Origin of the sequence: Catenulispora yoronensis, from assembly GCF_039531695.1 — a bacterium.
In the GTDB taxonomy this organism is placed as follows: domain Bacteria; phylum Actinomycetota; class Actinomycetes; order Streptomycetales; family Catenulisporaceae; genus Catenulispora; species Catenulispora yoronensis.
The window spans coordinates 54,798-79,099 of record NZ_BAAAQN010000044.1 but is presented as its reverse complement, the minus strand read 5'-3'; the positions used below and the strand labels follow the sequence as shown (position 1 = coordinate 79,099).

Sequence of the window (24,302 nt, the reverse complement as noted above, 5' to 3'; positions counted from 1 at the left end):
GAGGCCATGCCCGAAGCCATATCGTGCACCGGGCTCGTCTACGCCTTCGGCGAGACGCGCGCCGTGGACGGCATCGACCTGACCGTCCCGGCCGGCGAGGTGTTCGGCCTGCTCGGCCCGAACGGCGCGGGCAAGACCACGGCGATCCGCGCCATCACGACCCTGCTGAAGGTACCCCCCGGCATGGTCCGGCTGTTCGGACACGACGTCGCCAAGGAGCGCATGGCCGCCCGCCGCCTGCTCGGCTACGTCCCGCAGCAGCTCTCCGCCGACGGCGGCCTGACCGGACGCGAGAACGTCGCCCTGTTCGCACGGGTCTTCGACATCCCGCGACGGGAGCGCGCACCGCGGGTCGCCGAAGCCCTGGAGATCGTCGGCCTCGCCGACGTCGCGGACCGGATGGCCTCGACATACTCAGGCGGCATGGTCCGCCGCCTGGAGCTGGCGCAGGCACTGGTCAGCGCACCACGGCTGCTGATCCTGGACGAACCGACCATCGGCCTGGACCCGATCGCCCGCACGAGCGTCTGGGAACGGATATCGGACGTGCGCGCGGCGACCGGCATGACCGTCCTGGTCACGACCCACTACATGGACGAGGCCGATCAGTACTGCGACCGATTGGCCCTGATGCACAAGGGACGGATCCGCGCCATCGGCACCCCGGACAGCCTCAAGGCCGACCTGGCCGCCCGATGGCGGCGCGAGCGCACCGATGCCGCCGACACGAACAGTGCCCCGCGCGACGGCGACCCGACGTTGGAGGACGTGTTCCGCCACTTCGCCGGAGGCGAACTGCGCGGCGAGAGCGAGGGAGGGGGTTTCCGCGATGTCCGACGTACGCGACACACCGCGACCCGAGTCGGCTGAGGGCGGAGACGGCGGGGGTGCTGTGGCGACGGTGGCCGAGTCCAGCTTTGGCTCCGACTCCAACACATCGGCCACATCAGCCGTACCATCCGCATCCGCATCCGCCACGTCATCGGCGCCGCGGCTGCTCTACCGTCCCGCGCAGGTCCGCACCGGGTGGCGCGTCCTGCCCACCCGCATGGCGGCGATGTGCGCGGTGGAGCTGCAAAAGCTTCGCCATGACCGTGCCGAGCTCTACACCCGTGCGGTGCAGCCCGCTCTGTGGCTGCTGATCTTCGGCGAGACTTTCACCCGCCTGCATGCCATCCCCACCGGCGGGCTGCCCTACCTGGACTATCTGGCGCCGGGCATCATCGCCCAGTCGGCGATGTTCATCGCCATCTTCTACGGGATCATGATCATCTGGGAGCGGGACTCCGGGGTGCTGACCAAGCTGCTGGTCACCCCCACTCCGCGGGCCGCCCTGGTGGCGGGCAAGGCGTTCGCCGCCGGGGTGAAGTCGGTGATCCAGGCGGTGGTCGTGGTGGTGATCGCGGCGTTGCTGGGCGTCGCCCTGACCTGGAACCCGATCAAGCTGGTGGGCGTCGCGGCCGCGGTGGTCCTGGCCTCGGCGTTCTTCTCGTGCCTGTCGATCTGCATCGCCGGCATCGTGCTGACGCGCGACCGCCTGATGGGCATCGGCCAGGCCATCACCATGCCGCTGTTCTTCGGCTCCAACGCCCTCTACCCGGTGGCGTTGATGCCGGCCTGGCTGCGTGCCATCAGCAAGGGCAACCCGCTGACCTACGAGGTCGACGCGCTGCGCGGCCTGCTGATCGGCACGCCGGCGCACCTGCCGCTGGACTTCGGCGTCCTGGCCGGCGCGGCGGTGCTGGGCATCGGGATGGCGTCAGGGCTGCTGGGCCGGCTCGCGAAGTGACGTCCCGGACCCGACGGAACCGATCAGTACCATCACCGCCGCCAGGCACACCGCGGCGCAGCCCACGAAGAACGTCTCAGTCCCCCACCGCTGCGCGACCACACCGACCAGCGGGTAGATCAGGGGACTGAGACCGAGCGTCCCCAGGGTCGTCACCGCGGTCACCCGCCCGAGCAACCGCGGGTCCGCCTCGGTCTGCACCCGCGCGTTCGTCAGCACCATGGTGACGCCGGTGGCGGCCCCGAGCACAGCCGCGACCCCGATCGCGACAGCCCGCGGCGTCGCCCCCTGCGTCAGCAGCAGCGCGGAGGTGAGCAGCAAGGAACCGGCGATCGTCACCTCGACATGCCTCAGACGCTCGGCGCGCGCCGCCATAACGCTGCCGGTCGCGGCGCCCCCGACGCTGAACGCACCGAGGATCCAGCCGACAGTGCCGCCGCTCCAATGCCGTTCGGCGACCAGGAGCACGACGGCGGCGGCCACCGGTCCGCTGAAGCAGAGCTCGCTCAACGCGACGACGATGACCAGGCGGCGCAGGCGGGCGTGGGCGCGGACGTAGTGCAGGCCCTCGCGGAACTGGTCGAGGAGGGTGGCGGGCTCGGGGGCGGACTCAGGGGCAGGCTCAGGGACGGAGTCGGATTCGGGCTTCACAGTGAATTCGGTGGGGGCGGTGCGCGGTATCCGCAGCGTGGCCAACAGCACGAGCGAGGCTCCGAACAACGCAGCAGCGAGCCCGAACGCGCCGCCGACCCCGACCGTACCCAGCGCCGCACCGGCCAGGACCGGCCCGGCAAGGTTGGCGATCCGGACTCCCAGCACCCGCATACCCTGCACCTTCGCCAACCGCTCCGCCGGCACGAGCAGCGGCGGCAACGCACCGACTGCGGGCATGAACAGCGCGTCGACGACACCGAACGCGACCGACAGCGGAACCAGGGCCGCCAACCGCGCACCGTGGACCAGCGCCACCGCCAACACCGCCAGACAGCGGATCAGGTCACTGACAATCAGGACCCGCCAAGCTCCATACCGGTCCGCGACCACGCCCCCGCCAAGCATGAGCACAGCCCGCGGCACAGCTCCGGCCGCCAGTACAAGCCCAGCCGCACCCGCCCCGACCTCCCGCGACGCCGCCCACGACAGCGTGACGAAGTACACGGAGTCGCCGCTGACCGAGCAGGTATAGGCAGCCACCCACCGCAGCACCCCGCCACGCGCCATCGCGCCACCCACCATCACTCCACGCGCCATCGCTCCACGCGCCATGGCTGCTCCGCCCCCTCCGGCCACTCCTGATCCGGCACTCGCTCGACCCGCTCCCCCGGCCGCCACCAACCCGACCATCACCGTTCCGGTCGCTGCCGATCAGGCCGCCACCAACCTGACCATCGCCGTTCCGGTCGCCGCCAACCTGGCCATCACTGTTCCGGTCGCCGCCAACCCGACCATCACCGTTCCGGCCGCTACCAACCCGACCATCACCGTTCCGGCCGCCGCCGATCAGGCCGTCGTCTCTCCGACCGATGCCGATCCGGCCGCCACCGATCCAGCACCAGCCGCCGCCCCACCCCAACCCCAACCCCAACCGAAACCCCCCCTACCTCTTGATCCCAACCCCCGCGTGCCCATAGTCCAGCGCCAAATCCTCCGCGCTCGGCTCCCGGTCAGGCCGCCACGCCGGGATGATCACCACCCCCGGATCCAGCAGCTCCGTCCCCTCGAAGAACCGGCCGATCTCCGAGCGGTCCCGCAGCACCAGCTGCGAGGTGGCGTTGTTCCAGCCTTCGCGCGCGGCGCCGAACTTGCCCGCCTCATGCCCCTCGGAGGCGTGCGACACGACCAACGCGCTGCCGGGCGCGACGGCGTCGATGAAGTACCTCGCGATGGAGTGCGCGTCCTCGGCCTCGGAGACGAAGTGCAACACCGCGACCATCAACACGGCTATCGGCTGCTCGAAGTCGAGCACCGACTGCACGGCGCCGCTGTCCAGGATGGTCTTCGGCTCGCGGACGTCCGCCTGCACCACGGCGGACAGGGCCGGGTCGGCCGCCGACAGCAGGGCCCGGGAGTGGGCCGAGACGATCGGGTCGTAGTCGACGTAGACGACACGCGCGCCGGGCTGCACAGCACGGGCGATCTCGCCGGTGTTGCCGGGGCCGGGGATGCCGGTGCCGATGTCCAGGAACTGGGTGATGCCGGACTCGGCGAGATGGCGGACCGCGCGCCCGAGGAAGGCACGGTTGGCGCGCGCCATCGCCCGCAGCTCGGGCATCGCCGCCAGCGCGACCTCGGCGGCGTCGCGGTCGACGTCGAAGTTGTCCTTGCCGCCGAGCAGGTAGTCGTAGATGCGGGCGGGGTGGGCCTTGGTGCGGTCTATCTCCGGCGGCGCCCACTCGGGAAGCGGCGCACCGGTGTCCTGGCCCAACGGCTCCTGGGTCATACGAGCCCTCCCCTTCGGCATGTGGCGCTCGTCACGCGCGGGGATCAGGGTATCGAAGGTCTTCGATCACTGATAACCGCGGGTCGCTTCTCCCTGGCCGCTCTCCGGCAGCCCTCCCCGCCTCCACCCGCCACTATCGAGGATGACCCGACGTCCGCCGAAAGTAGGGGGCGCGGCTCCGGCTCGGGGATGACCGGCGGCCCCGAGATCGAAGACCTGTGGCCGAAGCGGGCGCGACCTGCGGTTCCGTACTGTCGAGGAGCAAGGGGAGCAGATCTTCCGGACCGGCGTTCGCAGACCGGTCTCGCATATTCGGACGGAGCGTTGGAACAGTGATCGAGGCCAAGGGGCTGACCAAGCGGTACGGCGACAAGAAGGCCGTCGACGACCTCACGTTCACCGTGCGGCCGGGCCTGGTGACCGGGTTCCTGGGGCCGAACGGCGCCGGGAAGTCCACCACGATGCGGATGATCCTGGGCCTGGACGCCCCGACCTCCGGCAGCGTCACCGTGAACGGCCGTCCGTACGTCAAGGCGGTCGCGCCGATGCGGGAGGTCGGGGCGTTGATCGACGCCAAGGCCATACACGGCGGCCGCAGCGCCTACAACCACCTGCTGGCGCTGGCCCAGACCAACAACCTGCCGCGCCGCCGGGTCGGCGAGGTGCTGGAGCTGACCGGGCTGGCGCAGGTGGCCAAGAAGCGCTCCGGCGGCTTCTCGCTGGGCATGGGCCAGCGGCTGGGCATCGCCGCGGCGCTGCTCGGCGACCCGCAGGTGCTGATGTTCGACGAGCCGGTGAACGGCCTGGACCCGGACGGCATCCGCTGGATCCGCGAGTTCATGCGGACGCTGGCCGGCGAGGGCCGCACGGTCTTCGTCTCCAGCCACCTGATGAGCGAGATGGAGCACACCGCCGACCACCTGATCGTGATCGGGCGCGGGCGGCTCCAGGCGGACTGCACGGTCAAGGAGTTCATCGACCGCAACTCCGAGCAGTCGGTGTCGGTCCGCACCCCGGACCCGCAGTCCCTGCACCGGCTCCTGACCACCTCCGGGGCCCGTGTGGAGGCGCAGCCGGACGGCGCGATGACCGTGCGCGGCCTGCCTCCGGCCCGGATCGGCGACCTGGCCTTCGACGCCGGGATCCGGGTGCACGAGCTGGCCCCGCACCAGGCCTCGCTGGAGGAGGCGTTCATGGAGATGACGCGGGACCAGGTCGAGTACCGCGCCAACGCCGGCGGCCCATCCGGCGGCCCATCCGGCGGGCAGCCGCCGCACCCCGGCGGCGGACACCCGTCCGAGCCCGCCCCGCCGACCGGGGGCCGCCGCCGCGGTCGCTCCCGGGACACCGACCACGACGAACTGATCGGAGCCTGACCGCCATGACCACCGCGACCCACCCCTTCAGCGGCGCCGCGCCGGCGTCCGGCGGGATGACCGCGCCCATCGGCCCGGTGAAGGCCACCTTCGGCGGCGCCCTGCGCTCGGAGTGGACCAAGATCCGCTCGGTCCGCTCCACGTTCTGGACCCTGGTCGTGGCCCTGGTCGCCACGATCGGGGTGTCGGTGCTGGTCTCGATCGGCACCGTCGGCAGCAAGAGCGGCGTGCAGGACCTGAAGACCACCGGCGACCCGACCTCGCAGACGATGTCCGGCTTCATCCTGGGCATGCTGGTGATGGTGGTGTTCGGCGCGATGTCTATCACCGCCGAGTACAGCACCGGCATGATCCGGACCAGCTTCACCGCGCAGCCGCGGCGCCTGGTGATGCTGGCCGCCAAGGCGACGGTGCTGACCGTCGTGGCGCTGGTGGTCGGCCTGGTGTCCTCGCTCACCTCGTTCCTGATCGGCGCGCAGATCTTCGCCGGGCACGACGTGCACGTGGCCCTGGGCGACCCGAACGTGCTGCGCGCCGTGGTCGGCGGCGGCCTGTTCATGGCGGTGACCGCGCTGCTGTCCTTCGGCCTGGGCACGGCGCTGCGCCACACCGCGGGCTCCATCACCGCCGGCGTCGGCCTGATGTTCCTGCTGCCGGTGCTGCAGAGCTTCCTGCCCAGCGCGTGGCGCGACGCCATGACCCGCTGGCTGCCGATCAACGCCGGCGGCAACATCCTCACCACCAAGGACACCGAGCACATGTTCTCGGCCTGGACCGGGTTCGGGATATTCACGCTCTACGCGGTCGTCGCCCTGGCGATCGGGTTCTGGCTCACTCAGCGCCGGGACGCGTAGCGGAACGCGTTGCAGGAACCGAAGCGGTAGCCGGAGCAGGCGGCAGATCCCGCTCCAGCGAGCGGATCGGCAACACCGGGGCCATGAGCAGCCAGCAGGCTGCCGTGGCCCCTCCGCCTGCCGCGACCAGCAGCGTGGTCCGCAGCCCGGCGTGCGCCGCCAGGACCCCGCCGAGCAGCGCGCCGAGAGGCCGCAGACCGTAGTTGACGGTGGTGTACGCACCGGAAACGCGGCTGCGGACGGCGTCCGCGATGACGGCCGCCTGGAGGGAGTTGATGGTGATGTCGAACAGCATCACGCCGAACCCGGACAGGAACTCCGCGCCGGCCAGCAGCACCCCGCACAGCCAGACCGGGCCGTGCGCGACCGCCGCCAGCGCGATCGGCGCCGGGAGCAGCACCGCCCCGGCGGCCAGCCCCGGCCCGACGCCGACGACCCGGACCAACCGGGGCACGAAGGCCGCGCCCAGCAGAGCACCCACCGCGCCGAACCCCATCGCGACTCCGTAAGCGCCGACCGACAGGTGCAGTACGGAGGTGGCGAACAGCAGCAGCTGCGGGAAGGCAAAGAACGTGAAGAAGTTGATCGTGGACGCGCAGGCCAGCGTCGAACGCAGCAGCCGGTGGCGGGCGATGTAGACCATGCCTTCGCGCGAGCGGCGCAGCACGGACTCCTCGGGCGCGTCCGGCAACGGCTCGGCGACCGGCGACCGGCCGACGGCGAGCGCCGACACCACGAACGAGGCCGCGTCGGCGACGACGGCGAACGCCGCCGAGGCGGCCTGCAACAGCAGACCGGCCAGCGGCGGCCCGGCCATCGCCGCGCCGGACCTCGCGACCGCCAGGCGCCCGTTGGCCTGGACGTAGTCGGCCCGCGAGACCAGACCGGTGAAGAAGACCGGATAGGCGGTGTGGAACACCACCTCCGCCAAGCCGCACAACCCCGCGACGACATAGAGCTGCGCCATGGTGACGGCCCCGAACAAGGCGGCGAACGGCAGGCTGAGCAGGATCGCGGCGCGCGCCAGATCGGCGGCGATCATCAGCCGGCGCTTGCGGCGCTGCCGGTCGACCCAGGCCCCGAGGAAGACGCCGGCCAGGCTGGGAAGCCAGACCAGGGCGCCGAGCAGGCCGACTTGGGAGGCGTCGGCTTTCAGAGTGATGACCGCGATCGCCGGGAGGGCGACTTCGGTGATGCGGTCGCCGAGCTCGGAGACGGCGTAGCCGGCGAAGAAGCGGCGGAAGCGGGGGTTGTGGCGGAGGAGGGAGTGGGAGCGGGCGCCGGGGTCTGGTGCCGCCGGTGCCGCCGGTGCCGCCAAAGCATCAGGCGCGGCAGATTCGGCTGAGGCGGCGGAAGCAGCGGCACCCATCAGCTGCTCCCCGAATCCGCATCCTGCGCCTCCGGCAGCGCGTATCGCAGGAACCGCACTCCCCTGGTCCCGGCCGGCCGCTGCGACGCCGCGCGGTTCACATACGGCGCGAGGATCTCCTCGACCCGATCGAGGATCGACTCCAGTTCCGCGGCGTCGACGACCAGCCGGGTGTCGGAGAAGCCGGCGGCGCGGCTCCAGTCGGTGTCGAGCGTGGGCTCGACGTCGGCCAGCCAGCGCGCGGGCACCGCCTGCGAGTTCACCATCAGCCCGCGCAGCAGGGTCAGGGCGGCGGTGCGGCCCTCGACGTCGGCGGGGTCGGCCGGGACGTCGACCCGGAACCCGCGCACCGCGGTCTCCCAGCGCCGGGCCCGGCCGTCGGGGTGCGGATCGCCGTCGCGGATCAGGCCGAAGCGGGCCAGGTGCCGCAGGTGCCAGCTGGCCGCCGACGGCGTCACCCCGATGCGCGGCGCCAGCTCGGTGGCGCTGGCCGGGCCCTCCCGCCGCAGGATGTCCAGGATCGCCAGGCGCGCCGGATGGGCCAGCGCCCGCATCATCCGCGGGTCGGTGATGACCAGATCGCCGAATCGGCCTGCGTCCGCCATAGATATGAAAGTATTGCTTCACATCTGCCGAGTCAATGGTCGTCGACGCGCAGGGGTCGTCGATGCGCAGGGAAATCCGTGGGGCTCCCGGCAGCCCCTGGCCTAGGCTCTGCCGAATGCGCATTCTGATATTGGGCGGCACCGGTTTCATCGGCCGCGCCGTCGTCGAGGACGCCCTGAAGCGCGGCCACGACGTGACCCTGTTCAACCGCGGCCGCTCCGACACGGCCCTGTTCCCGCAGGTCCCCCGCCTGATCGGCGACCGCGACACCGACGACTACGCGGCGCTGGCCACCGGGGTCTGGGACGCCGTGGCTGACTGCTCCGGCTACGTCCCCCGCCACGTCAAAGGCGCGATGGACGCCCTCGGCGACCGTGTCGGCCGCTACCTGTTCATCTCCACCAACGCGGTCTACCAACGCGACGGCATCGGCCCCGGCGCCACCGAGGACACCCCGCTGCGCGCGCCGGTCCGCGACACCGAGGAGCTGTTCGACGAGACCTACGGCCCGCTGAAGGTCGCCTGCGAAGACGACGTCCGCGCCCGCTACGGCGCCGCGGCGACCATCGTGCGCCCCGGCAAGGTCGCCGGCCCCCACGACCCCCAGACCGGCCTGACCTACTGGGTCCGTCGCGCCACCCGCGGCGGCCGCGTCGCCCTGCCGGGGCGGCCCGAACAGCCGGTCCAGCTCGTCGACTGCCGCGATCTGGCGCGCCTGATCGTCCGCCTCCTGGAGGACGACCGCGGCGGCGCCTTCCACGCCGTCGGCCCGGCCACCCCGGTCACCATCGCCGACGTGATCCGCATGTGCGCGGAGGCGGCGGGAACGGAAGTGGAGATCGTGCCGGTCCCGCGCGAGTCCCATCCCGGCGATATCTTCCCGCTGATCCGCGAGGAACCCTGGGAGTGGATCACCCAGCAGCGCGATCCGGCGCGCGCCGTGGCCGCCGGGATGCCGCGCACGCCGCTCCGGACGACGATCGCCGACGTGCTGGCGTGGGATCGCGAGCGCGGGGAGGCGGAGCTGGGGTCCGGGTTCACGGAGGAGCAGGAGGCCGAGGTACTGGCCAAGTACGCGCCGGAGGGATAGGTACGCGCTCAGAGGTCCAGCACGTAGCCCACCAGGCTGCCGTCCCCCTCCACGTCGTCCACCCGGAACCCGCACTTCTCCAGCACCCGCCGCGACCCGGCGTTGTGCGGCGCCACATACGCGTGCACCGGCCGCGTCGTCATCTCGCACAGGAACAGCGCCAGCGCGGTGGTGGCGATGCCGCGTCCCCAGTGGTCGCGGCCGAGCCAGTAGCCGAGCTGGCGCTGGTCCCAGCGCTCCCAGCAGGTGATCGCGCCGACGACGGCGTCGTCGACGACGATCGTGCGGGCCTCGGCGGTCGGGTCGGCTTGCAGCGCGCGCCACAGCTCGGCGTGTTCGAGGCGGGTCGCCGGGGTCGCGGCGGCCATGCGGGCGGCCACGGGGTCACGTTGGTGCTCGAAGAACACCGGCAGGTCGGCGTCGCCGACGGCGCGCAGGCGGACATCGAAGTGGCCGGTCTTCGGATGCTTGGCGGTCATGCCGGTTTCACCTTTAATCGATTGGACTCCAGCCCCATGAACCCTTATAATCGAAGGCATACAGCCGATGCGATCATAAGGATCCAAGGAGTCAACGATGAACTTCGCTTCGACCTACGAATTGTCCGCCGCCCACGCCAAGCTCGCCGAGCTCCACAAGCAGGCCGCCGAGGCGCGGCTCGTGCGCATGGCCAAGAAGGCTCGCAAGAGCCGCTGAGCCCCGCGACGCGCAGCGCCTGACGCGCGACGGCTCAGCGTTTCACCGACGTCGGCGAGAGCCGCCCGGAAGGTTCCGGGCGGCTCTCGTTGTTCGCGCTACGTGGTGGGCGCCGGACGCCGGGCGCCGACCGCCAACCATCACCGGCAGCGGCCCCTACGCACCTACCGCTTGAACCCGACCCCGCCGTGGATCCACACCTCGAAGTCCGGATCCACCGCCGCGTCCGGTCGCCAGCGCTGAAGCTGGACCACCCCCGGCGGCACGACGTCGGTCCCGTCGAACAGCTCGGTCACCTCCGCCGCCGTGCGCTGGTGGAGCTGCGACCGGGCCTGGTCCCAGCCACGCCGCGCGGCGGCGCCGGCCTCCGGGTCGTCGCCCTCGGTGATGTGCGACAGCACCAGCGCGCTGCCCGGGGCCACCGCGTCCAGATACTGCGTTACGAGCGCCGGCGCGTCGTGCTCGGGCGCCACGAAGTGCAGCAGCGCGACCATCAGCACCGCGATCGGCTGCTCGAAGTCCAGTACGGTGCGCACCGCCGAGTTGTCCAGGATCGTCTTCGGCTCCCGGGCGTCGGCGAGCACCACCGCCGTCAGCTCCGGGTCCGCCCCGGACAGCAGCGCCCGCGTGTGCACGGCGACGATCGGGTCGTAGTCGACGTAGACCACGCGCGCCCCCGGGTCGACGTGGCGCGCGACCTCGCCGGTGTTCCCCGGCCCCGGGATCCCGGTGCCGATGTCCAGGAACTGCGTGATCCCGGCCTCGGCCAGGAACCGGACGGCCCGGCCGAGGAACGCCCGGTTGGCGCGCGCCATCCCCCACGCCTGCGGGATGTGCTCCCGCGCCAGTTCGGCGGCCCGGCGGTCGGCCTCGAAGTGGTCCTTGCCGCCGATCATGGCGTCGTAGATGCGCGCCGGATGCGCCCGGGTGGTGTCGATCTCCGGCGGGACCCAGTCCGGGGCGAGTGGGTTCTCGGATGCCGCCGCCTCGGACAGCACTGCCTCGGACCGCACTGCCTCGGATGCCGCCGCCTCGGATGCCGCTGTCGCCTGCTCGTCGTCCACGGGGTGTCACAGTAGCGGGCGATTGTGGGTATTGATATACCCGCGCGGCGGCCGGGTCAGGAGGCCGGATCCACCACCCACGGCCGGGGCCCGAACATCAGGGAGTACGGCACCGCGTCCGCGAAGTCGGCCAGCGCGACGTAGTCCGGCGCGGTGCGGGCGGCGGCGGCGAGCAGGAGGTCGCGGGCCTGCTCGCGGCTGATGACCGGCACGCCGACCGTGGCGAACAGCTCGGCCCGGGCCTCGTCGATGTCGGGCTCGTTCTCCCGCAGATCGGCTTCGACCGCGTCGAGATCGATCCCGTAGCCGACGTCGTGCCAGAACCCGAGGGCTATGAAGATCGACAGCGCCTCGGCAAGGTCCTCGGCGACCAGGCTGCCGGCGCCCTCGCTGTCCGTGTAGAGCACCGGACGGCGCTCGGCGCTCTCGTCGCCGACGAGGTAGAAGGTGCCGCCCGCGCCGTCGCCGGCGATCGGGACCAGCGGCAGCCCGCAGGGGATCGACAGGTTCTCCAGCGGATCGGGACGCAAGGCGTCGAACCCCGCGTGGATCTCCAAGCTGCGCGCCGTCTCCTCGTCGGCCGTCAGCCGCCGCAACAAGTCCTCGGCCGAGTCGGTGTTCGGCATCGTGGTTCCCCCTCCGTGACAAGTGATGAACAGGTGGTGTCTTCCTACCAGGGAACGGGGCGTCCGTCGCGGAAGAATCCACCGGTGGGTCCGCTATCGGACAACGTCGCGGCCCAGACGATCCCCGCCGCGCCGTCCCGCACTGGACGCCCGCCCGGCCCTCCCATGTCGGTGGCGACCCAACCCGGGCAGACCGCGTTGACGAGGATGCCCTCCGACCGCAGCTCGGCGGCGAACATGCGGGTCAGAGCGTTGAGAGCGGCCTTGGTGAGGCTGTAGGCGGGCGTGCCGGCGCCCATGCTCGCTAGGGATCCGGCCTCGCTGGAGACGTTGACGATGCGCTGGTGGCTGCCGCGGCGCAGCAGCGGAAGCATGGCCTGGATGAGGTGCCAGGGTCCCAGGACGTTGGTCTCGGCGGCTTCGCGGACCACGTCCAGGTCGGCGTCGACCGCGTGCTGCCAGGTGTCGTAGTGGATCGCGGCGTTGTTGACCAGCACGTCCAGGTGTCCGAAGCGCTTGTCGATCGCGGCGGCGGCGTTCTCGATGTCGGTGCCGTCGGTGACGTCGAGCCGCAGCGGGACCGCATCGCCGACGCTTCCCAACTCCCCCGCGGTCTCGGCGGCGGCGGCCTCGGACCGCGCGCCGATCAGGACGGTGTGCCCGGCGACGAGCAGCTGCCGCGCGGTCTCCCGGCCGAGGCCGCGGTTGGCGCCGGTGACGAGGACGATCACAGGTGTTCTCCGATCACGACGGTGGCGTCCAGGTCTTCGTCCTCGACGATCCGCGCGGCCAGCCCGGCGGCGCGGAAGGCGGCCAGCGTCGTCGCCGCCTGCTCCTGACTGGTCTCGATCAGGACGTGCCCGGCGGGGGCGAGCCATTCCGGGGCGCCGGCGGCGATCCGGCGGTGCAGGTCCAGGCCGTCGGCGCCGCCGTCAAGGCTGGCCCGGGGTTCGTGCGCGCGCGCCTCGGCGGGGAGGGTGGCAATGGCTGAGGTGGGGACGTAGGGGGCGTTGACGACCAGGAGGTCGACCGAGCCGCGCAGGGTGTCGGGGAGGGCGGAGTAGAGGTCGCCTTCGTGGACGTGTGCGCGGTCTGCGAACGGGGCGAGGTTGCGGCGTGCGTAGGCGAGTTGGGTCGGGTCGAGGTCGGCGGCGTGGATCTCGAGGTGGTGACCGGCGGCCGAGAGGCGGGTGGCGAGGGCGGTCGCGAAGGGCGCCACGCCGCAGCAGAGGTCGAGGATGGTGATGGCGGGTGGGATGGGATCTGCGTCCAAGACTGTGACGAGCGCGGTCTGAACGAGGAACTCCGAGCGGCGGCGGGGCACGAACGTGCCGGGGCCGACGGCGATGCGCAGGCCGCAGAATTCGGCCCAGCCGATGATGTGCTCCAGGGGTTCGCCTGCGCAGCGACGGTTGATGAAGTCGTCGAGGAGGGCCGGGTCGGTGGTGGCGCCGATCAGCAGGTCGGCTTCCTCTTCGGCGAATACGCAGCCGGCTGCTCGGAGGCGAGTGGTGACGGCGTCGGGATCCGGGGGCGGAGGTGGGGGCGGGGCTGGTGCTGATGCTGGTGCTGGGTCCGTGTTCGTGGTCGTGTCCTTCGTCATCCCGTGAAAACTCCGGCCAGTGCGTAGGCCGGCGACTTGTCCAGGTGCTGACGGCCGAGGTCGTAGCGCTCGGTCGTGGCCGAGTTCGCGTGGCCCATGTAGACCTGGATGTCGCGCAGCGGCACCCCGGCGTCGAGCAACATGGTGGTGCAGGCGTGGCGCAGCGAGTGCGGGGAGATGCGCTTGTCGATCCCGGCGGCCTTGGCGCAGCTCTCGACGATCCACTCGACCTGGTAGCGGGTCAGGCGCGCGCCGTCGGGCCCGGTGAACACGGGCCCCGCGTCCGGGGCCGCGGCGCCGGAGCTGCCGACGGCTCCGGCGGCTCCGGCGCGCTCGGCGAGCCAGGCGTCGACGCAGCCGGCAGCCGCCGGCGCGACGGCCTGGTCCTGCTCCTCGCCGCCCTTGCGGCGCAGCCGCACGACGCGGTGGCCGCGCTGGGTCGACAGGTCCTCGACGTCGATGCCGCAGAGTTCGGAGACGCGCAGGCCTTGGTAGAGCAGCACGGCGACCACCGCCTCGTCGCGCGCGCCCCGCTCGGCGGCGGCGCGAAGGAGCGCCGCGGACTCGTCGCGGTCGGGGCCGAGGGTCTGCGATCTGCGCGAGACCTTGGGCAGGTGCAGCGCTTTGTCCTTGGCCGGGACCGGGCTGCCGGCGGTGTAGCCGGAGTCGACGGCGTAGGCGTAGAAGTTGCGGATCGCGGAGATCTTGCGAGCCAGGGTCGCCGGGCGGGCCTTGCCGTCGTCGGCGAGGTGGACCGACCAGGCGTCGACGTGGGCGCGCACCGCGTCGAAGGGATCGACGTCGAACAACGCGCACCAGGCGAACCACTGCTTCAGGTCGACGGCGTAGGCGGAGGCGGTGGTGGGTTTGTAGGTGAGCAGGAAGAGGGAGGCGACCTGCTCGGCGTCGGGGCCGGCCGGGCCGGGGGTCGTCGCCGAGGCGATGGTGCCGGACAGGATGGTGACGGCTGCGGTGGTGGGCTCGCTCACTGATCCATTGTGACCGTTGCGAAGCGTGGGGGTGACTATTTTCCGGCTCGCCGGTCCCGCCAGGCGGCCACGGCCTCGTCGGCGTCGACTCGCGGGATCACGACCGAGGGTCCGGGCTGCGGAGTGCGGCGCGCGATGTCGGCGCGAGCGTCGTAGTCCTCGATCGCGGCGCGCAGTGCCGACTCGGTGACGGCGAGCCTGCCCTCGATCAGGCCTTTGCGAAGGTCCTGGGCCTCGCGCCGGAGGGCGAGCGGGAGCGGCAGGGCGTGGAGGCCGACGTTCTCGCGGGCGACGAGTTGGGTGAGCCACCAGTCTTCGCGGTAGGGCTGGCCGTCTCCGGGGAGGGGTTTGCCGGTCAGGGGGTTGTCCTCGAAGGCTCCGGACCGCTCGGCGTCGCGGACCCGTTTGTCGACGCCGGCATCGAAACGCTCACGCCAGGTGCTCATACTTTATTGTCGCAAATCGGCTTAACGGGTTGGTGATGAGGGTGGGTTGCGGGAAGGACTCGTATTAGCCGAGCGTCGTGTCGCCGAGGCCGACGGCGAGAGTGCGCAGCAACGCGGCCAGGGCTTCGCGGTCGTCCTGGGACAGCGTGGCGAGCAGGCGCTCCTCGTTGACCAGGTGCGCCGGCACGAGCTGGTCGACCAGCTCCAGGCCGGTCTCCGTGAGGCGAATGCGGACGCCGCGCCGGTCGGAGGGGTCGCGGACGCGCTCCAGCAGGCCTTTGGCCTCCATGCGGTCCACGCGGTTGGTGATGGCGCCGGAGGTGACCATCGCCGTCTTGATCAGGGCGCCGGCCGAGAGTTCGTAGGGGGCGCCGGAGCGGCGGAGGGTCGCGAGGACGTCGAACTCCCAGAACTCCAGGCCGTAGGCGGCGAAGAAGTCTTTGAGCTCCTTGTCCAGGAGGCGGGAGAGGCGGCTGATGCGGCCGACGACGCCCATCGGGCGGGCGTCGAGGTCCGGGCGTTCGCGGCCCCAGGCGGCGACGATGGCGTCGACGGCGTCAGACATATCTGAACGTTAACAGACTTGACGTTGAGGGGAATAGCGTGGTGTCCTGTGAGTGTTGAGAGTCTTAATGTTGAGAGAGTTTGGGTCTTGGGGAGGGGCTTTCGATGGGTGTTAGTGCTAGTGCTAGTGCGAGTGCGACGGCGGGCGCGGCGACGGGCGTAGCTGTTGGGAACAACGGGGTTTCGGCAGGAGCGGCGGGAGCAGCCGGGGCGGCGGAAGGCAGGGCGGGGACCGCTCGTGATCTGCTGCTGTCGGCGATAGCGCCAGCGAGCTGGGGCACGACCTACGTCGTCACCGCCACACTGCTGCCGGACCACCGGCCGATGCTCGCCGCGACGCTGCGGGCGTTGCCGGCCGGGCTGATCCTGCTGGCGTTCGTACGCCGACTCCCCCGGGGCGACTGGTGGTGGAAGACGGCCGTACTCGGAACTCTGAACTTCGGGGCCTTCTTCCCTCTGCTGTTCTTCGCCGCGTACCGCCTGCCGGGCGGCGTCGCGGCCACCATCGGCTCGGTGCAGCCGCTGGCCGTGGCCGGGTTCAGCACCCTGATCCTGCGTCAGCCACCGGTACGCGCGGTGCTGGTGGCGGCGTCGGTCGGCACCGGCGGCGTAGCCCTGATGACGCTGACCGGCAAGGCCCGCCTCGACGCCCTCGGCGTACTGGCGATGCTGACGGCGACCTCGCTGATGGCCCTGGCGGTGGTGCTGGGACGCAAGTGGGGACGCCCGGCGGGCGCGACGCCACTGACGCTGGCGGCCTGGCAGCTGGTGTTCGGCGGCCTGCTGCTGGCGCCGATGACGCTGTTCACTGAGGGCGTGCCGGAGACGCTGACGGCGAAGAACATCGCCGGATTCACGTATATAGGCGTGGTCGGGACGGCCGCGGCGTACACGCTGTGGTTCCGCGGGATCGAGCGGCTGGCGCCGACGTCGCTGTCGCTGCTGAGCCTGGCGAATCCGATGGTGGCGACGGTGGCGGGGTTCGTGGTGCTGGACCAGGTGCTGACGGCGCCGCAGGCGGCTGGGTTCGCGGTGGCGTTGGGGGCTTTGGTGGTGGGGCAGGTGGTGGGGAATCGGGGGCGGTGAGGGGTGGGGAGGGGCGGTGAGGGTTGGTGATTCGGTGGGGGTCGGTGATTCGGTGGGGAAGGTTGCCGATTCCGGCGGTAAGGGTTGAGAGTTGCCGACCTTTGGTGGCTGGTTCTTGGCGGCTGGCGCTGTTGAGGGCAGCGTCTGGTGCTGCTGCGTGCTGGTTGTGGGTATCGCGTGAGCTCGCGTCGCTCTGGCGACCGGGCCGAACCGCGCCCTAAGGTGGAAGCCAACAAGGTTACCGACCAGTAGTAAGGATGGCGGCCATGACCGAGACCGACCCCGGCAAGCCCTACGATCTGGTCCTCTTCGGAGCGACCGGCTTCACCGGAGCGCTGGTCGCCGACTACCTGGCGCGCCACGCCCCGGCGGCGGCCCGGTGGGCGCTGGCCGGGCGGTCGGAGGCGAAGCTGCGGGTGGTCCGCGAGCGGCTGGCGGTCGAGCATCCGCACTTGAAGGAGCTGCCGCTGGTCGTGGCCGACGCGACCGATCGGGTGGCGTTGCGGAAGCTGGCCGACAGCACCCGGGTCGTGATCACCACCGTCGGTCCGTACCTGACGCACGGCGAGCCGCTGGTGGCCGCGTGCGCGGAGGCCGGGTGCGACTACGTCGACCTCACCGGCGAGCCGGAGTTCGTCGACGCCATGTTCCTCATGCACCACGCGCGGGCGGTGGAGACCGGCGCCCGGCTGGTGCACGCCTGCGGGTTCGACAGCATCCCGACCGATCTCGGCGTCCTCTACACGATGCGCCAGCTCGGGCCGCAGAGCGGACCGGTGCGGATCCAGGGCTTCATCCGCTCCAACGGCACGTTCTCCGGCGGCACCCTCGCCTCGGCGACAGTCGCGATGTCGCGGCCGGGGGCGATGGCGCGCGCGGCGAAGGCCCGGCGGGCCGCACAGCCGGTGCCGGAAGGGCGGCGCCTCGGCACACTGGCCGGCCCGCCACGCCACGATCGTGTCGCACACGCCTGGATCGCTCCCCTGCCGGTGATCGACACCCAGATCGTGCTGCGCAGCGCGGCGGCGTTGCCGGAGTACGGCCCTGATTTCCGCTACGGGCACTACGCGGCGGTGCGACGCCTGCCAGTCGCGCTGGCGAGCCTGGTCGCGATCGGGGCACTGGCGGTGTCGGCGCAGGTCAAGCCACTGCGAACAGCGGTCGGGAAGGCCGTGAAGCCCGGGCAGGGGCCTGATGAGCAGCGGCGGGCCAGGAGCTGGTTCACGCTGAGGCTGCACGCCACGACCGAGGATCGCACGCTGGTGACAGAGGTCTCGGGAGGCGACCCGGGATACACGGAGACCTCGAAGATGCTCGCCGAGTCGGCACTGTGCCTGGCCTTCGACGACCTGCCGCCCGCCGCCGGACAGCTCACGACGGCCCAGGCGATGGGCGACGCTCTGATCACGCGACTGACCAGGGCCGGGATCACGTTCCGGACGCTGGAGGGGCCGTCGGCCGGGTCGCCTGGACCGGACCGGCGGCGGTGAGGTGGGAAGCGGTGAGGCTGGGTGTTGGGTGCCGGGCGATGTTGCTGGTTGCCGGTTGCTGCTGGCGGGGTCGCCTTGATCGGGCCAGCGGCGGTGAGGTTGGGTGCCGCTGGCCGGGTCGCCCGGACCGGGCCGGCGGCGGTGAGGCTGGGTGTTGCTGTTTTTACTCGTCGGCGCTGGCCCAGCCCTCGATCGTGCCCCGGGCCAGCGTGTGGCCGCGCATGAGGAAGTGCAGCACCGCGATGGTGGTGTCCGGCGTCGCGCCGAGGTCGCGCATCGAGTCCACGTCCAGCGCGTGAACGGCGAACACGTAGCGGTGGCGGCCGGTGCCGGGCGGGGGGCCGAAGCCGACGAACTGGTGGCCGCCGATCTCGTTCGGGACATGGAAGGCGGCGCCGGGAAGCGAGTCGTCGCCGGCGCCGGCGCCCGCGGGCAGCTCGGTGGTGTCGCCGGGCAGGTCGGCGAGGCCCCAGTGCCAGAAGCCGGAGGGGATCGGCGCGTCGGGGTCGAACATCGTCACCGCGACGCTCTTGGTGCCCTCGGGCAGCGGACCCCAGGACAGCTGCGGCGAGAGGTCCTGGCCGCCGGGAATCCCGAACGGGACGCCGCCGTGCTCGGGCGCCAGGCGGTCGCCGGCCTGGAAACTCTCCGAGGTGACCGTCAGCGACGGCACCTTCTCCGAAGTGCTATAGGGCACTGCACACCACTCCCGTCCGACCGCTTTGTCGAATACTGACTCTGTGCTGCTTGTGCTTCACCCTACAGAAAGGGACCAGAGCTGCCATGACTACGACGGGACAGCACTACGGCGTCATCCGCGCCGAACTCACTGAACTGGCCGACACCCTGAGCGAGGAGCAGATCGCGACACCGGTGCCGGCCCTGCCGGGCTGGAGCGTGCGCGACACGTACGCGCATCTGGCGGGGGTCGCGGCCGACATCGTGCGCGGGCAGGTCGGCGATCCGCACGATGTGGGGTGGACGGCCGGGCATGTCGCGGCACGGAAGGATCGGTCGCTGGCGGAGATCTGCCGGGAGTGGGGCGTCGAGGGTCCGCGGGCTGAGGAGTTGCTGGACGCGCCGGAGTTGCGGCGGGGGGTGTTCGCGGTCTTCGACGTGTTCCACCATGGGCACGACATCCGGGGGGCGCTGGGGCGGAGCGAGGCGCGCGACACGCCGCAGGCGGTGTTCGTGGCGGGGTTGATGACGAAGTTCAAGGGGATCGAGTGGGCGCAGGTGGGGCATCCGGTGATCGAGCTGGCGACGGCGTCGGGGAGCTGGCATCTGGGGGCTGAGGATGCCGAGCCGGTGGCGAGTTTGGAGACGTCGGATTTCGAGCTGGCGCGGATGATCGTGGGGCGGCGGTCGCGGGCGCAGATGTTGGCGGCGGGGTGGGTGGGGGACGCGGAGGGGGTTGTGGATCTGCTGCCGGTTTTCGGGCCGCCAGAGGGGGATTTGAGCGAGTAGGGAGTGGGGCGTAGGGAGTAGGGAGTAGCGCCTAGGGAGTGGGGAGTAGGGCGGGTGGTGGGGGCTGGGCTGGGGTGGGGTGGGGGTGAGGCGGGGCCGCTGGAGTTGAGGGCGGGGCCGGTGAGCGGGGGGCGGGGTAAGGCGGGTGACCCACTTCACCGAGCGCCTTCCACCCGGCGGACCCCGCCGGAAGCCTAAAATCGAGCCGCACCCCGCACCGCACCCGCGAGGAGACGCCCCTTGGCCACGTTCGAGTCCCTGATGGACCTGCTGGATCTGGAGCAGATCGAGGACGATCTGTTTCGAGGCGCCTCGCCCGACACCGACGTGCAGCGGGTCTTCGGGGGTCAGGTGCTGGGCCAGGCGCTGACGGCGGCGACCGCCACCGTGGAGGCGGATCGGAGCGTGCACTCGCTGCACGCGTATTTCCTGCTGCCGGGGGATCCGGCGGCGCCGATCGTGTACGAGGTGGACCGGTCCAGGACCGGGCGGTCGTTCTCGACGCGGCGGGTGGTGGCGCGGCAGCACGGGCGGAACATCTTCGTGATGTCGGCGTCGTACCAGATTCCGGAGCGGGGGCCGGACCACGCCGACGCGCTGCCCGACGTGCCGGACCCGGAGTCGCTGCCGGCGATCCCGCGTGAGCCGGCCGACGACGGCGAGGACGCGCTGTGGAACATTCTGTATCGGCGGTGGACCGCGTTCGACATCCGCCGGGTGCCGGACACCGGTCCGGAGCGGCGGCAGGTGTGGCTGCGCACGTCGGCGGCGCTGCCGGACGATCCGCATCTGCACACGGCGGTGCTGGCGTATGTGTCGGATTTGACGCTGTTGTCGACGACGTTGATCCGACACAAGCTGCTGCCGCACAAGGAGGTGCAGATCGCGTCGTTGGATCATGCGATCTGGTTCCACCGCCCGGCGCGGGCGGACGAGTGGTTGCTGTACGACCAGAGCTCGCCTTCGGCTTCGGGGGCTCGGGGTTTAGCGACCGGGAGACTGTTCACCAGGGAGGGGACGTTGGTCGCGACGGTTGTGCAGGAGGGGTTGCTGCGGGTCAACCCTGTGTCCTGAATGCGGTGGGAGGCGCTCGTGCGTGGTGGATGATCCGCTAGTGTTCAGCGCGTTCCCGGTTCTGGTTCCCTTACGGTCCGTGTTGGTCCACACGCTCTTGATTCGGTTTTGGTGCGGTTTTGGTGCGGCTGGCTGAGTCTCGGTTGGCGTTGCCTGACGCTGCTGAGAGCTGCTGGGAGCTGCTGAACGTTACTGAGAGCTTTTGAGAGCTTGGTGTTGTGTCCCACGCGCCGAGCTGAGAAGTCGAGTTTTGAAGTGCAGATGTGCCGGCGTCCCCAAAACGACCCGCGGCCAAAGAGAAGAATGAGGTCAGCGCGCAGATGTTCGTGTACCAGGCGGCGAAGTTCGTCGTCGAGCCGCTTGTGAAGATCGTGTACCGACCCCGGGTCGAGGGCCTGGAGCACATCCCCGCGGACGGCGCCGCGATCCTGGCTGCCAACCACTTGTCGTTCTGCGATTCGTTCTTCATTCCGATTGTCGTGCCCCGGCATGTGACGTTCATTGCCAAGGCGGAGTATTTCGACGCGGGTGGACTGCGGGGGCTGTGGAACAAGTACTTCTACGCGCGATTCGCGGGCGCGGTGCGGGTCGACCGGTCGGGGAGCCGGAACGCGACGACGGCGGCGTTGGAAGGTGCGGTGGAGGTGTTGGAGCGGGGCGGACTGTTCGGGATCTACCCGGAGGGGACGCGGTCGCCGGATGGGAAGTTGTATCGGGGGCGGACGGGGATCGCGGAGATCGCGCTGCGGTCGGGGGCGCCGATTATTCCGATTGGGATTATTGGGACGGATCGGGTGCAGCCGCCTGGGAAGAAGTTGCCGAGGTGGGGGCGGGTGACTATTCGGGTCGGGGCGCCGTTGGATTTGGCGGAGGCTAAGGGGTTGGGGAAGCCTGCTTTGGTGCGGCGGGCTATTACTGATGAGGTTATTGAGGCTATTCAGAAGCTGTCGGGGCAGGAGTATCGGCATGTTTATGCTTCTGATGTTAAGGAGGGGAAGGCGGCGGCTTAGGGGGTTGAATAGGGCCGTGTGGCGTGTGGCATATGGCATATGGCGTTTGCCCGTTTGCCGTGTGGCGTATGCCGTGTGGCGTATGCCTTGGCTCTGGTGAAAAGCTAAAAGCAGGCGCTTCCAGCGGGGGCCTCGGATCCCTCGGGGAACTGGCGCCGGCTCCATAGGTCGGTACATTCAGGGCCCTGCGCTGGCGGTTGGTGAGGTGGGGGTTCGTTCCCCTCGGTCACGTCGGCAGCCCTACGGGTACAGCGCCGCCGCCCGGGTGTCAAGTCCATGCCGTTGCGTTTGAGGCCTTGCCTTGCTGTTGCGTATGCATGGACTGGACACCCGGTCGGCGGCACTGTAGGCAAAGCCCTGCCGACGTGACCGAGGGGAACGAACCAAAACCCAGGCAGGGGACTGAAGGACTCGGGGTGGCTGGGGTTGATGGTTCGGGAATGCGGCTGCCGGTTTCGATATCGTCGGATATTGGGATCGGCGATGTATTGCGGCAACGGCGACCTTGTCCAGCCGCTTCCCGCTCAGGGTGGCGGTTCGACGCTTGCTGGCTGGTGGTGGGGTCGGTGGCTTGGTAGTTGCTGCCAGCGTCCTGGCCGCGCCCCCGTAGCGGTGTCGTGCGGTTGCCGGTCAGCAGCTTGCGGCAGCCTGGCGGTACTGGAGCGCCGTGAGGCTGACAGTCAGGCGGGCTTGCTACCTCTTGGCGGTTCTGGAGCCTCATACGGCTGCGGTAAGGCAGCTTGCCAGCCCCTTGGCGATTTCGGGAGCGTCGCGAGGCTGGCGGTCAGGCAGCCTGCGGCCTCCTGGCGGTTCGGGAGCATCGCGTAGTTGCCAGTCAAGCGGCTTGCAGCCGCTCGGCGGTTCTAAACCGTCGCGCGGCTGCCGGTAAGGCAGCTTGCCAGCCCTTTGGCGATTTCGGGAGCGGCGTGAGGTTGGAGGTCAGGCAGCCTGCGGCCGCTTGGCGGCTCTGGAGCGCGTGGTTGCCAGTCAGGCGGCTTGCGGTCGCCTGGCGGTGGAACGTCGCGCGGCTGGCGGTCAGGCTGGTCGCGGCCTCTTGGCGGTTCTGGCGGTCAAGCGGCTTGCGGCTATCTGGTTTCCAGGGCCGTGGCTTGGCAATTCTGGAGCAGATCGTTGCTGCAACCTCTTCGCCCCTGGGGCCTGTTATCTTCCCGCCTCCGCACCGCAGCCGCTGATGGCCCCGGGTCGAGCCGGAGCTGTCAGCGGCTGGCGTGCCTCACGCTGTCGCCACTCCCCCGGCGGCGTCGCCTGGCTGGATGGTCATCGCGCCGGACAGGACTGCTTGGGCTTCTGGGTGGCCGGCGGCGGCGGCTGCTTCGAACCAGGGCAGGGCTTCGTCGGCGCGGCCGCTTTGTTGGAGGAGGACTGCTGAGTTCCACATTGCGGGGACGTGGCCTGCTGTGGCTGCGGCTAGGAAGAGGCGTTCGGCGTCGATCAGGGCGCCGGTTTGGGCTGCTACTACGCCTAGGGCGTAGGCGCCGGAGGGGTCGCCGTTGTTCATGGCGCGTTGGAAGGCTTCGGCGGCGCCTTGTTGGTTGCCGGTGGCGAGGAGGACTTGGCCGTAGACGACTTCGGAGCCGGGGGCGTCGGATTCGCGGCCGCGTTCGGCTGCTTGGAGGGCTTCTTCGACGTCGCCTCGGGCCAGGGAGAGGAGGGCGTAGTTGACCTGGGCGTGGCCGTCGCCGTCGTCGGCGCCGCGCTTGAAGCAGTTCATCGCCTCTTCGACTTCGCCTTGCATCAGCAGGACGTTGCCGAGGTTGTTCACGGCGCGGGTCTCGCCGGCCTCTACTGCTTTGCGGTACCACTCGGCGGCTTGGGGGAGGTCGCCGCGGCGTTGGGCCAGGACGCCGATGTTGGCCATGGCGGAGCCTACTTCGGCTTCGGCGCCGCGGCGGTACCAGAACTCGGCTTCGGCGGGGTTGTCCCAGTGGTTCATGCGGCCCAGGTTGACGGCTGCTTCGGAGGAGCCGAGGGCCACTGCCTGGGTCAGCCAGGCCACGGCGGCGTCGGTCTCGCCGCGGACGGCGAGCAGGGTGCCCAGGTTGTTGGCGGCTTCGGCCTCGCCGAGTTCGGCTGCTGCCGCGTACCAGCGGACGGAGGTGTCGAAGTCGTCGCGGGCCTGGTGGACCAGGCCCAGGCCGAACATGGCGGCGCGGTTGCCGGTGGCGGCGGCGGGGGTGAAGATCGCCTCCGCCGTGTCGAGTTCGCCGGCTTCGAAGGCGGTGAAGCCGGCCGCCACCTCCGGGTCGGTGTCGAAGGCCGACGGCGGCGCCTGGGTCTGGAACTCGGTCACCGCGTCGGCGCCGCCGACTTCGAGCCCGCCGGCCTCGTCACTGGCGCCGAACTGCTGCTCAACCTCGGACACGCCAACTCTCCCAATCCGCGCTCTTATCCCCACCCGACGACTTTCGCCGAGGAACGACGTTAGAAAATCACACCGAACGACAACGGGAGTATCCGGCACCACCCCCGCCGCACGCCAGTCACCACACCGGAGAAGGTCCCATGAGCGCACTCGGCGGTGCCGCCGGCGGGTGAAGGATTCGTGAATCGGGGGTGAAAAAGCCGCCGGCCGGGGCCGCCAGGGCCCGCCGGTAGGGGGTCGGCGGGCTCCGCGCCACCCCGGCACCAGGGCTGTGACCTGC

General features: G+C 70.7%; 24 protein-coding genes. 10 read left to right on the top strand and 14 right to left on the bottom strand.

Annotation, left to right across the window (positions count from 1 at the left end; translation table 11 throughout):
- Positions 1-6: 6 nt before the first annotated feature.
- Positions 7-870 (top strand): ABC transporter ATP-binding protein, encoded by an 864-nt coding sequence (locus ABD481_RS30305; protein ID WP_344669240.1) that lies wholly within the window; start codon positions 7-9, stop codon positions 868-870.
- Positions 830-1,789, top strand: a complete 960-nt coding sequence (locus tag ABD481_RS30300) for an ABC transporter permease (protein ID WP_344669212.1) — start codon at positions 830-832, stop codon at positions 1,787-1,789. The genes ABD481_RS30305 and ABD481_RS30300 overlap by 41 nt, the downstream gene beginning before the upstream one ends.
- On the opposite strand, the gene ABD481_RS30295 is transcribed toward ABD481_RS30300, so the two are convergent.
- Positions 1,760-3,055, bottom strand: coding sequence for an MFS transporter (locus ABD481_RS30295; protein WP_344669211.1), 1,296 nt, complete (start codon positions 3,053-3,055; stop codon positions 1,760-1,762). The two genes, ABD481_RS30300 and ABD481_RS30295, sit on opposite strands and share 30 nt — an antisense overlap.
- A 331-nt stretch (positions 3,056-3,386) precedes the next feature.
- Positions 3,387-4,229 (bottom strand): SAM-dependent methyltransferase, encoded by an 843-nt coding sequence (locus ABD481_RS30290; RefSeq protein ID WP_344669210.1) that lies wholly within the window; start codon positions 4,227-4,229, stop codon positions 3,387-3,389.
- 332 nt (positions 4,230-4,561) lie between these two features.
- Between ABD481_RS30290 and ABD481_RS30285 the strand changes: the two genes are divergently transcribed.
- Together ABD481_RS30285 and ABD481_RS30280 are read left to right on the top strand one after the other, a co-directional pair.
- Positions 4,562-5,605, top strand: coding sequence for an ABC transporter ATP-binding protein (locus tag ABD481_RS30285; RefSeq protein ID WP_344669209.1), 1,044 nt, complete (start codon positions 4,562-4,564; stop codon positions 5,603-5,605).
- 5 nt (positions 5,606-5,610) lie between these two features.
- The gene (locus ABD481_RS30280) at positions 5,611-6,459 is read left to right on the top strand and encodes an ABC transporter permease (RefSeq protein WP_344669208.1); all 849 of its coding nucleotides are present in this window, start codon (positions 5,611-5,613) and stop codon (positions 6,457-6,459) included.
- On the opposite strand, the gene ABD481_RS30275 is transcribed toward ABD481_RS30280, so the two are convergent.
- The gene (locus ABD481_RS30275; protein WP_344669207.1) at positions 6,437-7,828 is read right to left on the bottom strand and encodes an MFS transporter; all 1,392 of its coding nucleotides are present in this window, start codon (positions 7,826-7,828) and stop codon (positions 6,437-6,439) included. The genes ABD481_RS30280 and ABD481_RS30275 overlap by 23 nt on opposite strands.
- Positions 7,828-8,433: an ArsR/SmtB family transcription factor gene (locus ABD481_RS30270; RefSeq protein ID WP_344669206.1), complete on the bottom strand. Its 606-nt coding sequence runs from the start codon at positions 8,431-8,433 to the stop codon at positions 7,828-7,830. The genes ABD481_RS30275 and ABD481_RS30270 overlap by 1 nt, the downstream gene beginning before the upstream one ends.
- A 116-nt stretch (positions 8,434-8,549) precedes the next feature.
- Here ABD481_RS30270 and ABD481_RS30265 point away from each other — a divergent pair, with 116 nt between their 5' ends.
- On the top strand, positions 8,550-9,524 hold the full coding sequence (locus ABD481_RS30265; RefSeq protein WP_344669205.1) for an NAD-dependent epimerase/dehydratase family protein: 975 nt from the start codon (positions 8,550-8,552) through the stop codon (positions 9,522-9,524).
- Positions 9,525-9,532: 8 nt separating this feature from the next.
- Here ABD481_RS30265 and ABD481_RS30260 read toward each other — a convergent pair whose 3' ends face one another.
- From ABD481_RS30260 to ABD481_RS30225, 8 genes are all read right to left on the bottom strand, one after another.
- On the bottom strand, positions 9,533-10,003 hold the full coding sequence (locus tag ABD481_RS30260) for a GNAT family N-acetyltransferase (RefSeq protein ID WP_344669204.1): 471 nt from the start codon (positions 10,001-10,003) through the stop codon (positions 9,533-9,535).
- Positions 10,004-10,384: 381 nt separating this feature from the next.
- Positions 10,385-11,284: an SAM-dependent methyltransferase gene (locus ABD481_RS30255; RefSeq protein ID WP_344669203.1), complete on the bottom strand. Its 900-nt coding sequence runs from the start codon at positions 11,282-11,284 to the stop codon at positions 10,385-10,387.
- Between the two features lie 56 nt (positions 11,285-11,340).
- A complete protein-coding gene (locus ABD481_RS30250; protein ID WP_344669202.1) occupies positions 11,341-11,910 on the bottom strand; it encodes a hypothetical protein in 570 nt (189 codons plus the stop codon).
- 44 nt (positions 11,911-11,954) lie between these two features.
- Positions 11,955-12,641 (bottom strand): SDR family NAD(P)-dependent oxidoreductase, encoded by a 687-nt coding sequence (locus ABD481_RS30245; RefSeq protein WP_344669201.1) that lies wholly within the window; start codon positions 12,639-12,641, stop codon positions 11,955-11,957.
- Positions 12,638-13,513 (bottom strand): putative protein N(5)-glutamine methyltransferase, encoded by an 876-nt coding sequence (locus ABD481_RS30240; RefSeq protein ID WP_344669200.1) that lies wholly within the window; start codon positions 13,511-13,513, stop codon positions 12,638-12,640. The genes ABD481_RS30245 and ABD481_RS30240 overlap by 4 nt, the downstream gene beginning before the upstream one ends.
- A complete protein-coding gene (locus ABD481_RS30235; protein ID WP_344669199.1) occupies positions 13,510-14,502 on the bottom strand; it encodes a tyrosine-type recombinase/integrase in 993 nt (330 codons plus the stop codon). Before ABD481_RS30235 ends, ABD481_RS30240 begins: the two co-directional genes overlap by 4 nt.
- A gap of 35 nt (positions 14,503-14,537) precedes the next feature.
- Positions 14,538-14,948, bottom strand: a complete 411-nt coding sequence (locus ABD481_RS30230) for a DnaJ family domain-containing protein (RefSeq protein WP_344669198.1) — start codon at positions 14,946-14,948, stop codon at positions 14,538-14,540.
- A 64-nt stretch (positions 14,949-15,012) separates the two neighbouring features.
- Entirely contained in the window at positions 15,013-15,513 is a 501-nt protein-coding gene (locus ABD481_RS30225; RefSeq protein ID WP_344669197.1) for a MarR family winged helix-turn-helix transcriptional regulator, read from the bottom strand.
- A 104-nt stretch (positions 15,514-15,617) separates the two neighbouring features.
- Here ABD481_RS30225 and ABD481_RS30220 point away from each other — a divergent pair, with 104 nt between their 5' ends.
- Both ABD481_RS30220 and ABD481_RS30215 read left to right on the top strand, forming a co-directional pair.
- On the top strand, positions 15,618-16,598 hold the full coding sequence (locus ABD481_RS30220) for an EamA family transporter (protein ID WP_344669196.1): 981 nt from the start codon (positions 15,618-15,620) through the stop codon (positions 16,596-16,598).
- A gap of 266 nt (positions 16,599-16,864) precedes the next feature.
- A complete protein-coding gene (locus ABD481_RS30215; protein ID WP_425559322.1) occupies positions 16,865-18,088 on the top strand; it encodes a saccharopine dehydrogenase family protein in 1,224 nt (407 codons plus the stop codon).
- Positions 18,089-18,251: 163 nt separating this feature from the next.
- Here the strand turns inward: ABD481_RS30215 and ABD481_RS30210 are convergent, their stop codons facing one another.
- Entirely contained in the window at positions 18,252-18,785 is a 534-nt protein-coding gene (locus ABD481_RS30210; RefSeq protein ID WP_344669194.1) for a YbhB/YbcL family Raf kinase inhibitor-like protein, read from the bottom strand.
- 86 nt (positions 18,786-18,871) lie between these two features.
- On the opposite strand from ABD481_RS30210, the gene ABD481_RS30205 reads away from it, so the two are divergent.
- The 3 genes from ABD481_RS30205 to ABD481_RS30195 all read left to right on the top strand — a co-directional run bounded on the left by ABD481_RS30205 (position 18,872) and on the right by ABD481_RS30195 (position 21,639).
- Positions 18,872-19,555 (top strand): maleylpyruvate isomerase N-terminal domain-containing protein, encoded by a 684-nt coding sequence (locus ABD481_RS30205; RefSeq protein WP_344669193.1) that lies wholly within the window; start codon positions 18,872-18,874, stop codon positions 19,553-19,555.
- A gap of 261 nt (positions 19,556-19,816) precedes the next feature.
- Positions 19,817-20,629, top strand: coding sequence for an acyl-CoA thioesterase (locus tag ABD481_RS30200; protein ID WP_344669239.1), 813 nt, complete (start codon positions 19,817-19,819; stop codon positions 20,627-20,629).
- A gap of 320 nt (positions 20,630-20,949) precedes the next feature.
- The gene (locus tag ABD481_RS30195) at positions 20,950-21,639 is read left to right on the top strand and encodes a lysophospholipid acyltransferase family protein (protein ID WP_344669192.1); all 690 of its coding nucleotides are present in this window, start codon (positions 20,950-20,952) and stop codon (positions 21,637-21,639) included.
- Between the two features lie 1,234 nt (positions 21,640-22,873).
- On the opposite strand, the gene ABD481_RS30190 is transcribed toward ABD481_RS30195, so the two are convergent.
- Positions 22,874-24,022 (bottom strand): SEL1-like repeat protein, encoded by a 1,149-nt coding sequence (locus tag ABD481_RS30190; RefSeq protein ID WP_344669191.1) that lies wholly within the window; start codon positions 24,020-24,022, stop codon positions 22,874-22,876.
- Between the last annotated feature and the right edge of the window lie 280 nt (positions 24,023-24,302).

Coding starts and splice junctions, on each gene's coding strand:
- ABD481_RS30290 (WP_344669210.1), bottom strand. CDS start 4,229: ATGACCCAGGAGCCGTTGGGCCAGGACACCGGTGCGCCGCTTCCCGAG.
- ABD481_RS30220 (WP_344669196.1), top strand. CDS start 15,618: ATGGGTGTTAGTGCTAGTGCTAGTGCGAGTGCGACGGCGGGCGCGGCG.
- ABD481_RS30265 (WP_344669205.1), top strand. CDS start 8,550: ATGCGCATTCTGATATTGGGCGGCACCGGTTTCATCGGCCGCGCCGTC.
- ABD481_RS30225 (WP_344669197.1), bottom strand. CDS start 15,513: ATGTCTGACGCCGTCGACGCCATCGTCGCCGCCTGGGGCCGCGAACGC.
- ABD481_RS30215 (WP_425559322.1), top strand. CDS start 16,865: ATGACCGAGACCGACCCCGGCAAGCCCTACGATCTGGTCCTCTTCGGA.
- ABD481_RS30280 (WP_344669208.1), top strand. CDS start 5,611: ATGACCACCGCGACCCACCCCTTCAGCGGCGCCGCGCCGGCGTCCGGC.
- ABD481_RS30240 (WP_344669200.1), bottom strand. CDS start 13,513: ATGACGAAGGACACGACCACGAACACGGACCCAGCACCAGCATCAGCA.
- ABD481_RS30305 (WP_344669240.1), top strand. CDS start 7: ATGCCCGAAGCCATATCGTGCACCGGGCTCGTCTACGCCTTCGGCGAG.
- ABD481_RS30275 (WP_344669207.1), bottom strand. CDS start 7,828: ATGGGTGCCGCTGCTTCCGCCGCCTCAGCCGAATCTGCCGCGCCTGAT.
- ABD481_RS30200 (WP_344669239.1), top strand. CDS start 19,817: ATGGACCTGCTGGATCTGGAGCAGATCGAGGACGATCTGTTTCGAGGC.
- ABD481_RS30295 (WP_344669211.1), bottom strand. CDS start 3,055: ATGGCGCGTGGAGCGATGGCGCGTGGAGTGATGGTGGGTGGCGCGATG.
- ABD481_RS30260 (WP_344669204.1), bottom strand. CDS start 10,003: ATGACCGCCAAGCATCCGAAGACCGGCCACTTCGATGTCCGCCTGCGC.
- ABD481_RS30205 (WP_344669193.1), top strand. CDS start 18,872: ATGACTACGACGGGACAGCACTACGGCGTCATCCGCGCCGAACTCACT.
- ABD481_RS30250 (WP_344669202.1), bottom strand. CDS start 11,910: ATGCCGAACACCGACTCGGCCGAGGACTTGTTGCGGCGGCTGACGGCC.
- ABD481_RS30300 (WP_344669212.1), top strand. CDS start 830: ATGTCCGACGTACGCGACACACCGCGACCCGAGTCGGCTGAGGGCGGA.
- ABD481_RS30195 (WP_344669192.1), top strand. CDS start 20,950: ATGTTCGTGTACCAGGCGGCGAAGTTCGTCGTCGAGCCGCTTGTGAAG.
- ABD481_RS30230 (WP_344669198.1), bottom strand. CDS start 14,948: ATGAGCACCTGGCGTGAGCGTTTCGATGCCGGCGTCGACAAACGGGTC.
- ABD481_RS30270 (WP_344669206.1), bottom strand. CDS start 8,433: ATGGCGGACGCAGGCCGATTCGGCGATCTGGTCATCACCGACCCGCGG.